At 45.3% G+C, this 14,517-nt stretch carries 13 protein-coding genes and 1 other annotated feature; of the genes, 5 read left to right on the plus strand and 8 right to left on the minus strand.

Translation table 11 applies throughout. The features are described from left to right. Nucleotides 1–265: 265 nt before the first annotated feature. On the plus strand, nt 266–868 hold the full coding sequence (gene rpsD / locus BN1002_RS14850; protein WP_048826087.1) for a 30S ribosomal protein S4: 603 nt from the start codon (nt 266–268) through the stop codon (nt 866–868). Nucleotides 869–1,014: 146 nt separating this feature from the next. Here the strand turns inward: rpsD and BN1002_RS14855 are convergent, their stop codons facing one another. Both BN1002_RS14855 and tyrS read right to left on the minus strand, forming a co-directional pair. Continuing rightward, a complete protein-coding gene (locus BN1002_RS14855) occupies nt 1,015–1,257 on the minus strand; it encodes a DUF6954 family protein (protein ID WP_148362790.1) in 243 nt (80 codons plus the stop codon). Between the two features lie 69 nt (nt 1,258–1,326). Next, nucleotides 1,327–2,577: a tyrosine--tRNA ligase gene (tyrS, locus tag BN1002_RS14860; RefSeq protein ID WP_048826092.1), complete on the minus strand. Its 1,251-nt coding sequence runs from the start codon at nt 2,575–2,577 to the stop codon at nt 1,327–1,329. A 47-nt stretch (nt 2,578–2,624) separates the two neighbouring features. Next, nucleotides 2,625–2,839: a binding site (T-box leader), on the minus strand. Between the two features lie 144 nt (nt 2,840–2,983). On the opposite strand from tyrS, the gene BN1002_RS14865 reads away from it, so the two are divergent. Beyond that, the gene (locus BN1002_RS14865; RefSeq protein WP_048826094.1) at nt 2,984–5,758 is read left to right on the plus strand and encodes a transglycosylase domain-containing protein; all 2,775 of its coding nucleotides are present in this window, start codon (nt 2,984–2,986) and stop codon (nt 5,756–5,758) included. A gap of 67 nt (nt 5,759–5,825) precedes the next feature. On the opposite strand, the gene acsA is transcribed toward BN1002_RS14865, so the two are convergent. Beyond that, nucleotides 5,826–7,541, minus strand: a complete 1,716-nt coding sequence (gene acsA / locus BN1002_RS14870) for an acetate--CoA ligase (protein ID WP_048826096.1) — start codon at nt 7,539–7,541, stop codon at nt 5,826–5,828. A 191-nt stretch (nt 7,542–7,732) separates the two neighbouring features. Here acsA and BN1002_RS14875 point away from each other — a divergent pair, with 191 nt between their 5' ends. From BN1002_RS14875 to BN1002_RS14885, 3 genes are read left to right on the plus strand one after another with little or no spacing between them, the layout of a single operon-like run. Next, complete coding sequence (locus tag BN1002_RS14875; RefSeq protein ID WP_048826097.1) at nt 7,733–8,365, plus strand: hypothetical protein; 633 nt, start codon at nt 7,733–7,735, stop codon at nt 8,363–8,365. A 12-nt stretch (nt 8,366–8,377) separates the two neighbouring features. Further along, nucleotides 8,378–9,025, plus strand: coding sequence for an acetoin utilization AcuB family protein (locus BN1002_RS14880; RefSeq protein ID WP_048826099.1), 648 nt, complete (start codon nt 8,378–8,380; stop codon nt 9,023–9,025). Further along, nucleotides 9,022–10,185 carry an acetoin utilization protein AcuC gene (locus tag BN1002_RS14885; RefSeq protein ID WP_048826100.1) on the plus strand — a complete coding sequence of 388 codons (1,164 nt, stop codon included), beginning with the start codon at nt 9,022–9,024 and terminating at the stop codon, nt 10,183–10,185. Before BN1002_RS14880 ends, BN1002_RS14885 begins: the two co-directional genes overlap by 4 nt. 92 nt (nt 10,186–10,277) lie before the next feature. On the opposite strand, the gene ccpA is transcribed toward BN1002_RS14885, so the two are convergent. The 5 genes from ccpA to BN1002_RS14910 all read right to left on the minus strand — a co-directional run bounded on the left by ccpA (nt 10,278) and on the right by BN1002_RS14910 (nt 14,224). Beyond that, nucleotides 10,278–11,276, minus strand: a complete 999-nt coding sequence (gene ccpA, locus BN1002_RS14890; protein ID WP_048826102.1) for a catabolite control protein A — start codon at nt 11,274–11,276, stop codon at nt 10,278–10,280. Between the two features lie 200 nt (nt 11,277–11,476). Next, the gene (locus BN1002_RS14895) at nt 11,477–12,547 is read right to left on the minus strand and encodes a bifunctional 3-deoxy-7-phosphoheptulonate synthase/chorismate mutase (RefSeq protein ID WP_048826104.1); all 1,071 of its coding nucleotides are present in this window, start codon (nt 12,545–12,547) and stop codon (nt 11,477–11,479) included. 262 nt (nt 12,548–12,809) lie between these two features. Beyond that, complete coding sequence (gene ytxJ, locus BN1002_RS14900) at nt 12,810–13,133, minus strand: bacillithiol system redox-active protein YtxJ (RefSeq protein ID WP_048826106.1); 324 nt, start codon at nt 13,131–13,133, stop codon at nt 12,810–12,812. 105 nt (nt 13,134–13,238) lie between these two features. Then, nucleotides 13,239–13,730 (minus strand): YtxH domain-containing protein, encoded by a 492-nt coding sequence (locus BN1002_RS14905; protein WP_048826108.1) that lies wholly within the window; start codon nt 13,728–13,730, stop codon nt 13,239–13,241. Nucleotides 13,731–13,747: 17 nt separating this feature from the next. Beyond that, nucleotides 13,748–14,224, minus strand: coding sequence for a DUF948 domain-containing protein (locus BN1002_RS14910; protein WP_048826109.1), 477 nt, complete (start codon nt 14,222–14,224; stop codon nt 13,748–13,750). Between the last annotated feature and the right edge of the window lie 293 nt (nt 14,225–14,517).

Raw genomic sequence — 14,517 nt, forward strand, 5'->3', positions numbered from 1 at the left:
AAAAGATGAAAGGAAAATGATGAGTATACATAGAAATGAAACTAGCCCTTGACTAAAGGCTGTTAAAAATTATATAATACTCTTTGTGTAAAATATCGCAGCCTATGTGAACACAATATGGATCTCATTTTGTTCCTCACACTAGTGATGGTGCATCTTGTAACCCTATGCTGCTGGGGCGAGGGTGCATGAAAACAAAATGGCCCATACTGACGATTCATACGGTTTTTATTTTACAAAATAAAAACACAAGGAGGAGTCTCTCATGGCTCGTTATACCGGCCCAAGCTGGAAAATTTCCCGCCGTCTTGGAATTTCACTAAGCGGTACAGGAAAAGAACTAGAAAAGCGTCCATACGCACCAGGACAACATGGTCCTAACCAACGCAAGAAGCTTTCCGAATACGGATTGCAGCTTCAAGAAAAGCAAAAGCTTCGTCACATGTACGGAGTGAACGAGCGCCAATTCCGCACTTTGTTTGACAGAGCCGGAAAAATGGCTGGAGTTCATGGCGAAAACTTCATGATTCTTCTTGAATCACGCCTTGACAACGTTGTTTATCGTTTAGGCCTTGCTCGCACTCGCCGTGCAGCACGCCAATTGGTAAACCACGGCCACATCCTTGTGGACGGTTCCCGCGTTGACATTCCGTCATACCGCGTAGCGCCAGGCCAAACAATCAGCCTGCGTGAAAAATCCCGCAATCTTGATGTTGTTAAAGAATCTTTGTCTGTGAACAGCTTTGTTCCTGACTACTTGACTTTCGATGCAGACAAGCTAGAGGGCACATTTACTCGCCTTCCTGAGCGTTCAGAGCTTCCTGCTGAAATCAACGAAACATTCATCGTCGAGTTCTATTCACGTTAATAGGAACTTCGAGCAAAACCCCTGTCCATGCCGGACAGGGGTTTTTTTGGCTCTATTAAATTGGTGGTTGAATTCCAATCAACTAAACTGCAAACAACTTTCCTCTTCTTTATAGAGCCTTTTATTTCTTCAGGCTTGCCGGCCCGCTAATTTTTTCGAAAAACTATTTTTTTGTAGAGAATGGACAGGAAGACATAAATGGCAATGACAACTGCGGCTGTTAAAATCCGTTCCTTAAGGACTCCGTCAGCCATAAGGACAGGCCCGAGGCCAAAAAACGTGACAAGGGCAAAAAGTGAAATAAAGAAAATATTCCATAGCATCTTCAACCTAATCACCCCTTTTACATAGTAGACGCTGCTATGCCTGTACTTGTTTCTGTCTGGCAAGCCCATTCTCCCTACAAAAAAACGCCGCAAACGATTGTTTGCGGCATAATTCCCAAAAACCATTCAAAATTAGTATTTAATTAAATGGTACTTTTTCTTCCCTCTTCTGATAATAGTAAATTGTCCCTCTATCCTGTCTTCTGCAGTGAGAGCATGGGCTGAATCCGTCACCTTTTCTCCGTTCACTGAAACGGCGCCATTTGTGATATCCTCACGCGCCTGGCGTTTTGATGGTGAAATCTTCGCCGCGACTAACAGGTCGACGAGATTTTCTTCACCTGAGAACTGGTAGGAAGGGACATCCTTAAAGCCTTGCTGTATTTCCGAAGCCGTTAAATTTTTCACATCGCCGCTGAATAATGCAGCGGTGATTTTAATCGCTTGATCAAGCGATGCCTGGCCATGGATTAGGCGGGTCATTTCTTCGGCAAGAGCTTTTTGCGCCTTGCGGAGATGAGGCTCGTTCTGTACCGATTGCTCCAGCTCTTCAATTGCCTCATGATGCAGGAATGTAAAGTACTTCAAGTATTTCACAACATCTGCGTCCGCTGTATTGATCCAGAATTGGTAGAACTCGTAAGGCGTTGTCTTTTCAGGATCGAGCCAGATGGCGCCGCCCTCCGTTTTCCCAAACTTTGTGCCATCCGCTTTGGTCACAAGCGGAATTGTAAGGCCGAATGCCTTCGGGCCATCAGGAACCATTTTACGGATCAATTCCAATCCGGTCGTAATATTGCCCCACTGGTCGCTTCCGCCGATTTGCAGGCGGCATTGATGATTCTCATATAAATGTTTAAAATCCATGCCTTGCAAAATGGTGTACGTAAACTCAGTAAACGATATGCCTGTTTCAAGCCTGTTTGCAATCGTGTCTTTGGCAAGCATGTAGTTAATGCCGACGTGTTTCCCATAATCCCTGAGGAATGTGATAATATCAAGATCCTTTGTCCACTCATAGTTATTGACCATGACCGCGCCATTCTCGCCTTCAAAGTCAAAAATCATTTTTAACTGGGATGTTAGGCACTCCACATTATGCTGTACCTTCTCAATTGTCTGCAACTGCCTCTCCTCTGATGGCTTTGGATCGCCAATCAGTCCAGTCGCCCCACCCACGAGGACAATCGGCTTATGCCCTTGTTCCTGGAATCTCCTCAATGTTAAGAACGGCAGCAAATGGCCGATATGCATGCTGTCCCCAGTCGGATCCATCCCGCAATACAGAGATATTTTCTCTTTTTCAAGCGTTTCTTTTATACCTTCTTCATCTGTCTGCTGGTAAATGATACCTCTCCACTGCAAATCCTCCAATAAACCCATGACAATTCCTCCTGTTTTTTGCAAAAATAAAACGCCCCTGCAGTAAATGCAGGGACGCGTATAGATCGCGCGGTACCACCCGGCTTGAGGAAACACCGTTCCTCCAACTCATGAAATAACGGCTCATCACCGCTGCCAATTAAAAATAATCAGCAAAAGCTCCGGGCTGTAATTCATTTTTCCATTTGGACTGCCTTTCACCAGCCGACAGTTCTCTTTAACCAGGGATGGAAAAATTACTTGTTCCTTTCATAGCCTTGATTACTATATGATTTATATTCCTTTTTACCACACTGGGATATTTTTTGTCAAATGCCCTTTGTATTTTTCGGAAATTTCCAGAAGAAACACATTTTTTACACATTGTTTATGCTATAATGATTGTGATTTTGGAGGGATTAAATGAATGGATAATAAGAAACAGCGTTTTGTAAAGAAAGCAAAATCCGTGTTTACAAATAAAAAAACCGCCAAGCGGGCGAGAATTGCTTACGGGGTAGCCTGGAATCTTTTTCTCTTATTTCTGACCATTGGCATCGCCGGCGGCGTGTTCGCGGCAGGAGCAGGCGCCGGTTACTTCGCTTCGCTTGTAAAGGATGAGCCTGTCCGTAGTTATGACAGCATGAAAAAAGATATCTACAACTATACGGAAACATCCGATGTCTATTTTGCCAATGATGTTTTCCTGGGAAAGCTGCGAAGCGATCTGGACCGTGAAAAAGTGAAGCTTCCCGATGTTTCCAAGCATTTGATTAACGCCGTCATTGCCACGGAGGATGAATACTTTTATGAGCATAACGGTGTTGTTCCAAAGGCAATCATGAGGGCTGTGCTGCAGGAAGTAACCAATTCCCCAATCCAATCAGGGGGAAGCACACTGACGCAGCAGCTTATCAAAAACCAAATTTTAACGAATGAAGTTTCTTTTGAAAGGAAAGCAAAGGAAATCCTCCTTGCTCTCAGGTTAGAATGTTTTTTTGAAAAGGATGAAATCTTGGAGGCCTATCTCAATATGGCAACCTTCGGACGGAATGCGTCCGGACGGAATATCGCTGGTGTCCAGTCGGCCGCCAAGGGGATATTTGGTGTCTATGCAAGCAAGCTAAACCTTGCACAGTCGGCTTTTATTGCGGGCCTGCCTCAAAGCCCGTTCGGCTACACGCCTTTTACTAGGGACAAGCAGGTGAAGGAAAATCTCCAGCCAGGTCTTGATAGGATGAAGATTGTCCTGAAACGGATGTACAATGGCGGATATATTACCGAGCAGGAGTATAAGGACGCGCTTGCCTATGATATTACCAAGGATTTCGCAAAGCCGGCAGCTGACCCGCTTGAAAAGTACCCATATGTCATGGTCGAAGCAGAGCAGCGCGCAGTCGAGCTCCTCACTAAATTGCTTGCCGAAAAGGCGGGAGTGACCGAAAAACAATTAAAAGAAAGCGATGAACTTTATAATAAGTATTATATTCTTGCTGACCGTGAGTTGAAACAGAACGGCTACAGCATCCATACAACGATTGACAAAGAACTATATGACGCGATGGAACAGGCGAAGAACAAGTATCCTTACTACGGACCGGATAAGCCGCAAACTAAGATCGACCCGGAAACAAAGAAGGAAATCACGGTCATGGAGCCTGTAGAAGTCGGTGCGATCATGATTGAAAACAAGACCGGGAAAATCCTCAGTTTCGTTGGCGGTCGTGACTTTAAAAAACAGGAGCTGAACCACGCAACCCGGGCCATCCGTAACAACGGATCCACCATGAAGCCCCTGCTGGTTTACGGGCCAGCCTTTGAACTAGGCGCCGCCGCACCCGGAACAATCCTTCCGGACGTGCCGCTTCGTTTGAATCCAAGTGCCCCAGGCAAGATTTGGCCAACGAATTACGGTGGCGGATACAGCGGTTTGGCAACGGCCCGCTACGCGTTTGCAAAATCGTATAACATACCAGCGGTAAAGCTATATACAAAGATTGAGAATAAGAACCCTGCCCAGTTCCTTGAAAAAATGGGCTTCAGCACACTTCTAAAAGATGATTATACGAACCGGTCCGCAGCAATCGGCGCTATGCAAAATGGTGTAACAGTCGAAGAAAACACAAATGCCTTTACCACTTTTGCAAATAACGGTAAATTCATCGATGCGTACATGATTGAAAAGATTACCGATAAAGATGGCAATGTCATCTATCAGCATGAGTCAAAGCCTGTCAATGTTTTCAGTCCACAAACAGCCTACCTGACAGTTGATATCATGCGCGATGTGTTCAAGTATGGCACAGCCGCGGGTGTCAAGAGCAAGCTGAAATTCAGTGCTGATTGGGCAGGCAAAACTGGAACAGGTAACAACTATTATGATTCCTGGCTTATTGGTTCAAACCCGAATATTACATTCGGAATCTGGACAGGGTACGATACCCAAAAATCCCTTCAGGCACGAAGCAGCCTGTCATACAGCCAGCGGACAAATTTCCTTTGGGCATCGCTGCTGAACGCGGCCTACGATAAAAAACCGGCCGTTGTAGCACCTAAGAGTTCATTTAAAATGCCAGGCGGAATTGTCCGTAGATCATTCTGCGCAGTATCCGGCTCGCTTCCATCCGAAGCTTGCGCGAAAGCCGGCCTTGTCGAGACTGATTTATTCAATGTGAAGTACCTTCCGAGCAAGGTGGACAACAGCCTTGGCACAGGCAAGTTCGTCAAGATCGGTGATAAGAACTATTTGGCACTTGACTCGACACCGAGTGATTTTGCCGAGACAGGTCTTGTCCTTAATCCGGAATTCATTAAAGCCCTAACCGGGACCAATTTAAGGGATAATTCAGCCATCGTGCCTAAGCTGAAGAGATGGTCGAATCTGCTCGTTCCGGATGCGAAGCTCCCTGAAAACGGAAAGACCCCAGCTTCCGTCACCTTAAGGGCCTCTGGCAGCACATTGGCCTGGGGGGCCGTCAACGAAAGCGACATTATCGGCTACAGGGTCTATACGGAAGGCGGATCCAAGGTCGCCAGCATTCGTGCCGGGACCGGGCTTTCCTATCCGGCCAAAAACGGGACCTATTATGTTACAGCTGTCGATATAGCTGGAAAGGAATCGGCTCCGTCGAACAAGATCACGATTGGCCCGAAAAAAGAAGAAGCAAAACCTGAATCAGATTCAGAATCTGATGAAGAATAAGAAACCGCTCCGGGAAATTTCCCGGAGCGGTTTTTCGTGTTTTATGCTGTTACTCAAATCATTGTTATTAATCTTCCATTGTGGACAGGTCGCCAGTCGGCAAATCGAGTTCCCACGCCTTAAGGACACGTCTCATGATTTTCCCGCTTCGTGTTTTTGGCAGTTTATCCCGGAAATCAATCTCACGCGGTGCGGCATGTGCAGCGAGTCCCTTTTTGACAAATTGCTTGATTTCTTCCTTTAATTCATCAGTTGCCTCATAGCCATCCCTCAAGGCGACAAAGGCTTTGATGATTTCCCCTCGGACAGGATCCGGTTTTCCAATGACACCGGCTTCTGCAATGGCAGGATGCTCAACCAGCTTGCTTTCAACCTCGAAAGGCCCTACCCTCTCTCCTGATGTCATAATGACATCATCTACCCGGCCTTGGAACCAGAAATATCCATCCTCATCCATATAAGCGGAATCTCCTGTCAAATACCAGCCGCCCGGCATAAAGTAGGATTCGTATTTTTCACGATTATTCCAAATGGTATGCATCATTGCAGGCCAGCCTTTTTGGATGGCCAGATTGCCCATTCTGTACGGAGGAAGTTCTTCACCGCGGTCATCGACAATGGCTGCTTTGACCCCTGGTATAGCCTTGCCCATTGAACCTGGCTTGATAGGCATACAAGGGAAATTACAAATAAGCTGGGCCCCCGTCTCAGTCATCCAGTAGGTGTCATGGATGCGTTTATTGAAGACTTTCATACCCCATTTGACAACTTCCGGGTTAAGAGGTTCCCCAACACTCAAGACATGTCGCAGGCTGCTAAGATCGTATTTTTTAACGATTTCATCGCCAGCTCCCATCAACATCCTGAATGCCGTCGGGGCGCTGTACCAGACGGTGACGCCAAACTCTTCAATAACACTGTACCAGGCTTCAGGAGAGAAACGGCCTCCGACGATGACATTCGACCCGCCTAGAAGCCAAGGACCGAAAATACCATAGGATGTACCTGTCACCCATCCAGGATCCGCGGTGCACCAGTAAATGTCCTCCTCCTGCAGGTCAAGCACCCACTTTGCCGTCTGATGGTGCTGGATCATCGCATTGTGGACATGGAGGACTCCTTTCGGCTTACCTGTTGAACCGGAAGTATAGTGGAGGATCAGACCATCCTGTCTATCAACCCATTCAACTTTCAGTTTATTGTCAGCGTTTTCAAATTTACTTTTAAAATCAATGATCGTGCCGTCTTCTTCCACGTTATCGCCGACAACGAATATGTATTTTAAATCAGGAAGATCCCTTGGCACCCTTTCAAGCAACTCAGGTGTAGTAACGATGACTTTTGCTCCGCTATCTTCAAGACGGTCCCTTACTGCGCCTTCCATGAATGCTTCAAACAATGGTCCGACGATTGCCCCCAATTTGATAGTGCCAAGAACAGCGAAATACAATTCAGGTGAGCGCGGCATGAAAATAAAGACACGGTCCCCTTTTTCGACATCCCCATAACTTTTAAGGACGTTCGCAGCCTTGTTTGACAGTTCTTTCATCTCTTTGAAAGTGTATTTTTCATTTCTGTTTTTGTCCTTGTAGTAAAGCGCCACCTTGTTTTTGCGGAAGGTTTCGGCATGGCGGTCGATTGCCTCATACGCGGCGTTTACAAGCCCGGTTGTATGCCAGCTGAAATCCTTTTCAACATCCTTCCAGTCAAAAGAAGCACGGACATCCTCGTAATTCTCCAGATTGTGATTTCCTTCAATGACTGGCAAAGATTCTATTTTCATTTGTTCTCCCCCTTTTCAAAGTTTATATTATTATAGTATAAATTAAAGCTATTCACAATTTTTAAAATATTGATTGTAAAATTAAGCTGTCAAAGTAGTAATTTTCCAGAAAATTAAGTGAAAGCGCTTCATCTATTCTGTTTTTATGTATAATAGATGTAGGATCGATAGCATTTGCAGGTGGTGAACTTGTGGAACATAAAAAAACGTATAATGCGAAAGAATTGAAAACCCCTAATGGCAACTTAATTATTGAAGGGCCTATTTCCCCTGAAAAACTGGCAAGCTACGATTTTCATGAAGATTTGACAGCTTTCCGTCAGCCTCCCCAGCAGCATAAGGCGTTAATCGGAATAGCCGGGTTGCCTGAAGGCCGAATCATTATTGCCAGAAGACTCCATATGATCGTCGGGTATGTAACCTATCTTTATCCCGATCCGCTTGAACGCTGGTCGGAGGGGAAAATGGAGGATTTGATAGAACTCGGCGCGATTGAAGTCATACCTGAATTCAGGGGGTTCTCTGTTGGAAAAAACCTCTTAAAGGTTTCGATGATGGATGATGCTATGGAAGACTATATCACGATAACAACAGAATATTATTGGCATTGGGATTTAAAAGGCACCGGCCTGAACGTATGGGAATACCGAAAAGTAATGGAAAAAATGATGAATGCCGGCGGCCTTGAATGGTACGCTACGGATGACCCGGAAATAAGTTCCCATCCGGCTAACTGCCTGATGGCGAGGATTGGCAAAAGAGTACGTACCGAATCCATTCAAAAATTTGATCAACTCCGGTTTAAAAACCGCTTTATGTACTGAGGGGGATTGGGCATGATCATTGAAGAAATCATGAAGAAAAATGTCGCCACTCTTAAGCCTTCCAATTCAATAGAAGAGGCAATCCGTCTGATGGAAAATCTGAAAATACGCCACATCCCAATTATCAACGAGGAAAGCCGCGTCGTCGGGCTGGTCACGGATAGAGATATTAAAGAGGCCGCACCTTCCATTTTCCGCAGGGAAGAACATGCGGAAGATTTACAGAAACCGTTGGAATCCATCATGAAGAAAGAGGTCATCACCGGCCATCCACTTGACTTCGTGGAAGAAACCGCGGCGCTTTTCTATGAGCAAAAGATCAGCTGCCTTCCAGTGGTGCAGGAAAAACGCCTTGTAGGCATTGTAACGGAAACAGACCTGCTTTATACACTTGTCGAGTTGACCGGCGCGCACCAGCCTGGCTCACAGATTGAAATAAAAGTGCCCAACAAAACCGGCACTCTTTGGGAAATCGCAAATGTGGTCCGCAATCGTAAAGCCAATATACAAAGTGTCCTTGTTTACCCTGATAAACAGGACGAAGCATATAAAATTCTGGTCATCAGAGTACAAACCATGAATCCCGTAGGCCTCATCCATGATTTAAAGGCGGCAGGCCATCACGTACTCTGGCCGAATATTCCAGGGATGCCTATATGAATGATCCCTGCGTTTTTGTCTATTCGGATGAACTGCTTTCCTATAATTTCGGAAGCCAGCATCCCTTTAATCAATTCAGGATTAAACTGACGATGGATCTGCTCAAGCAAGCAGGTGCACTTGATGAATCCGAAATAATCCATCCAAGGCGGGCAACCGATGAAGAATTAACCCTTATTCATGACCCATCCTTTATCCAGGCTGTGAAACAGGCGGGAAACGGGATGCTTGGCAGTGATACAGCGGAAAATTACGGTTTGGGAACGGAAGATACTCCTATTTTTCCCGGAATGCATGAAGCTGGTTCAATGCTGGTGGGCGGAACACTCACAGCAGTTGATGAAGTGATGAGCGGGAAAGCCTTGCATGCCCTCCATCTTGGAGGAGGGCTGCACCATGGTTTCCGGGGGAAGGCATCCGGTTTTTGTATATATAATGATAGCTCGGTCGCTATAAAGTATCTTCAGGAAAAATACAAAGCCAGGGTTTTGTATGTCGATACCGATGCCCATCATGGAGATGGAGTCCAGTGGTCTTTTTATGACGATCCGGAAGTTTGCACGTTATCGCTCCATGAAACCGGCCGTTATTTGTTCCCAGGTACCGGGAATATTAATGAACGCGGTCAAGGAAAGGGGTACGGTTATTCCTTCAATGTCCCTTTGGACGCATTTACAGAGGATGAATCCTGGCTTCACGCCTACTCTACAGCCTTAAATGAAGTAGCAGATTTTTTCAGGCCGGATGTCATTCTGACACAAAACGGCGCTGATGCGCATTACTTCGATCCGCTTACACACTTATATGGAACGATGAGAATTTTCCGGGAAATACCGAGGCTTGCCCATGAAATTGCCCATCGCTACTGTGAGGGCCGTTGGATTGCGGTTGGCGGCGGAGGCTATGATATATGGAGGGTTGTTCCAAGGGCCTGGTCGCTTATTTGGATGGAGATGACCGGCAAGGGGCACGGAAACGGCAAGCTCCCGCAGTCATGGCTGGAAAGTTGGCAAAAAAACGCACCTGTGAACCTACCTGAAACATGGGAAGACCCGCCGGATATGTATAAACCAATCCCGAGGAAAGCAGAAATTACCGAAAAAAATCTACTTACACTAGATAAAGCCCTTTATCCCATTCGTACCAGCACTAATACATGACTCGTTCATCTTGTAAATCACTTTCCTTGGCAGCGGGCAATCCATGCCGAGGTTCATATCAAAAAGGCCCGGGACAAGCCCGGGCCTTTGATTTATTTTGTTGATTTGCGGGTGTCAATCCTGTGCGGCAGGACAACAATATGCTCATCCACTTTTTCTTTATTCATATATTTTGTCAGCAGTCTCATGGCAACAGCGCCGATATCATACAAAGGCTGTACCACTGTTGTCAACTGAGGGCGGACCATCAAGGAAAGCCTTGTGTTGTCAAGAGTAATTACCTCATAATCGCCGGGGATGTCAAACCCATTATCCTGCCCGCCGTGAATGACTCCAAGAGCCATTTCATCCGAACCGACCATGATTGCGGTCGGGCGTGTCTCTAATGACATCAGCTTATGAATCGCTTCAATGCCGGAATCATATGTATAATCCCCTTCCACAACTAGCTCTTCATTATACGAAAGACCCGCTTCTTCTAAAGCGCGTTTATAGCCCTGCAGTTCAAGTTCACTATTTTTCGGCTCATGGAGAGGCCCGATTACATATGCAATATTTTTATGGCCCCTGTCGGTAAATTCCTTCACACTGTCGTATACAGCCTGCTCGTAGTCAATATTGACCGATGGAATTTCCCTCGTCTGCTCAATCGAACCGGCAAGCACGATAGGAACAGGGGACTTTTTAAACTCTTCAACATGATCAGAAGTAATGTTTCCACCCATGAAGACGAGCCCGTCAACCTGCTTTCCAAGCATCGTGTTCAGCAAATGAAGCTCTTTGTCTTTATTCTGGTCTGAATTACTCAGAATGATATTGTATTTATACATCGTCGCGATATCTTCTATTCCCCTTGCTAGTTCCGCAAAGAAAATGCTTGAAATATCGGGGATGATGACACCGACTGTCGTCGTCTTTTTGCTTGCCAGTCCCCTCGCTACCGCGTTCGGTCTGTAGCCCAGCCTATCAATCACTTCCATTACTTTTTTCCTGGTAGCAGGCTTAACATTAGGGTTACCGTTCACTACCCTTGATACCGTTGCCATTGATACGTTCGCTTCCCTGGCAACATCATAAATTGTGATATTCATCCACCAAACACTCCTTAAAAACAAGCCATTTTATTTATTTTGCTGCAAAATAACACTTACTACTCATTTTGCTTGTGAGTCCGTAAACATACTTATTGATTTTAATCATACGACAAGCGGAGAAAAGCTGCAATTATTCGGACATAAAGAACCATCAGAAATGCCTTCTGTTCCTGGAACAGAAGGCAAGGACAACAAAATTATGAACGGACAAAGCTGGAAACAGTAATTTCGTTAAGGAACTGGTCAAATTGCTCTAGATTCATCTGCTGGGCAGAATCGGAAAGAGCGACAGCCGGATCAGGATGGACCTCAGCCATGACTCCATCGGCTCCAATCGCAAGCGCAGCTTTCGCGGCCGGGATGAGAAGATCTCTTCTACCAGTTGAGTGTGTCACATCTACCATGACAGGAAGATGGGTTTCCTGTTTAAGGATAGGAACAGCTGTTATGTCCAATGTATTCCTTGTTGCTTTTTCATACGTTCTGATTCCACGTTCGCAAAGAATGATATTCCCGTTCCCCTGCGACATGATGTATTCTGCAGCATTGATGAATTCCTCGATTGTGGCTGCAATGCCCCTCTTTAACAAAATAGGCTTGCTCGCCTGACCAGCAGCCTTTAGCAATTCAAAGTTCTGCATGTTTCTTGCTCCAATTTGAATTACATCAAGATATTGTTCGGCCATTTCAATGTCGGCGGGATTGACGATTTCACTGATTACCGCCAAATTGTACTCCTGGGCAACTTTCTTTAAAATTTTCAAGCCTTCCACGCCAAGCCCTTGGAAATCATAAGGAGATGTACGCGGTTTGTAGGCGCCGCCACGCAAGAGCTTCAGCCCCTTTTGCTGCATATGCCTCGCTACTTCAGCCACTTGTTCATAGGACTCGACAGCGCATGGGCCAAATACGAAATGCGGCATGCCGTCCCCTATTTTTTCGCCGTTTACCTCGACGATTGTATTTTCAGGATGTTTTTTCCTTGAAACAAGCAGAGCTTTGCTGTGATCATCTTTTTGCAATTCCAGGCTTGCTTTGAAAATCTCCTTAAAAATATGTTCAATCGTGGAGTCTTCAAACGGCCCTTCATTTTTCTGTTTAATAATATCGAGCATCTTTCTTTCACGGACAGGATCGAATCGGTAAACTCCCTGATTTTCTTTTACCCGGCCGATTTCCTGTGCAAGCCTTCCGCGCTCATTAATAATATTCAGCAGTTCCATGTTCAGTTCATCAATACGGGAGCGCAGTTTTTCTAATTCATTCATTCTTTTCCATCCTTTCCCAATCAGGCTTACCCGCCTGGCGTCTGTGGCTCTTTTGCTGATTTTTTGCCCAGGAAGCAGGCTTCTTGCCGCTTCTCTCTATAATAGGGTTTATTATACTTTATTGCGAAAACTTTGTCACCCTATTTTCTTTAATAATTAAACGCTTTTAAGCACTAAAGCAAAAAGAAGATTATTTACTATATATTAATCTGCAACACAAAGTGGAACAAAAATTAAAAAGGCTTCTCAAAAAGAGAGCCTTTTAACTTGATACAGCTTCATTTAATGAACGCTTTGTAATTTTCCAGTGTGAGGCATTCCAAACAGGCTTTCCGTCTACGAACAGAATGGCCTGAGGCGATTCATGCTGAATCCCGTACGTTTCGGCGATATAATTCGAGAGCGGCCGGGATTCCTGTACAATCAACATCCACGCCGGAACTTCTTCCTGCCCCGCAAAGTCGCCGTACTCTTCGAAAGCGGCATGTGAGATCGGGCATGTACTGCTATGCTTCAAAATCATAACTTTCTTTTCTTCTGTTATTATTTTTTCAAGCTGCTCAATTGATTCAAGCGTGTTGATCATTTGGACTAATCTCTCCTTACTGTATTTTACTGCTAAACGCAAAACGGTGAAGCAATCGTATCACTTCACCGCTTCTCCGCGCAAATTATTGGCTCGGAAGAACCATTAGCTATTGTATTTGCTTTCTTCCTCATCTAACGTGTCTTTGATGTCCTCAAGCTTCTCCCGGACTTCTGCATCATCGGCAAGCGTCAATTCCTCAAATGGCTTGTTGGACGTTTCCAGAGGGATGTATTCCGTTTCTTCCCCCACCGCATCCGCTCCTTGCCCATCCTCATTTGCCGAAGTGCCTTTCACCTTCTCCATCAGGTTCGAAGTTTGCTGGGTGACCGCTTGAGTAAGAGAAGAGGTCTTTTCTTTTGTCATACTTGTAAGTTCATTCGTTTTCTCCATCATGGTGTCCTTCATCTGGGCTGTTCTTTCTTTCAGGGCCACTGCCTGCCCAGATACGGTTTCCCGCATTTCACGTCCCGATTTCGGTGCCAGGAAGAGTGCTGCGGCGGCGCCAATCAAACCTCCGATAACAGCGCCTGTCACAAAATCCTTTGACGTCACATTCCGATCCTCATAATCCCTCATATCATTGTCTCTTGCCATGACAAATAGCCTCCTTATTATAATTTAGCCCTTTGGTTCTTGGGCTCGATTAATTCCCGCTTTACATCAGCCGCGGCTGCAGCCTGCTTCCTTGCATTCCATTTATCCTTCAATTCGAGAAGCACATTGCTCCATTGGACAATCTGGGAAATTTTTTCTTTGTTCTGGTCAATCTGCCTGTCAACCGACCCAACAATCGTCTGTACGGAATTATTGAATTTGTTGACAGACTCCCCTACTCCCTTGACTGCGTCCACCACCGTATTCAGGCTTTCCGATTTCCTGTGTATATCATCCGCAAGTGCATTCGTTTTATGCAAAAGCACTGCTGTCTCCTTCGTGACGCCATCAAGCTGCCCTTCAAGCCCCACAAGAGTCTTTGAAACACTTTCGAGAGTAATCTGGAGTGATTTCAATGTTTTCGATAAGTATATTACCAATACGAGAAACGCAATGGCGATCACTGCCACACTTAAATAAAGAATAATTTCCATATGTTACACCTCCATTTATCTACACTTACTTTTACCCGTACCCCTTCTCAATAAACAGGCACCTTTAATATTATTTCCATAAAACTATTTTATTTCCTTCTTAATTTCAGGAAATGTTTTCGGCAAAAAAAGACCATTTAATCAACATTCTTATTCGTTTCGGTTAAACTAAAAGAGATTGTTTTTGATTTTTGCTAAAGGCACTTCACTTTCCACGGGACTGCATTTGCTACTGCATCCCACCGGAGTCTGCGTGCCTTCCGATCCAATCAACTTTGCTTATTTTTTTCAAA

The organism is Bacillus sp. B-jedd (assembly GCF_000821085.1).
Taxonomy (GTDB): domain Bacteria; phylum Bacillota; class Bacilli; order Bacillales; family Cytobacillaceae; genus Bacillus_D.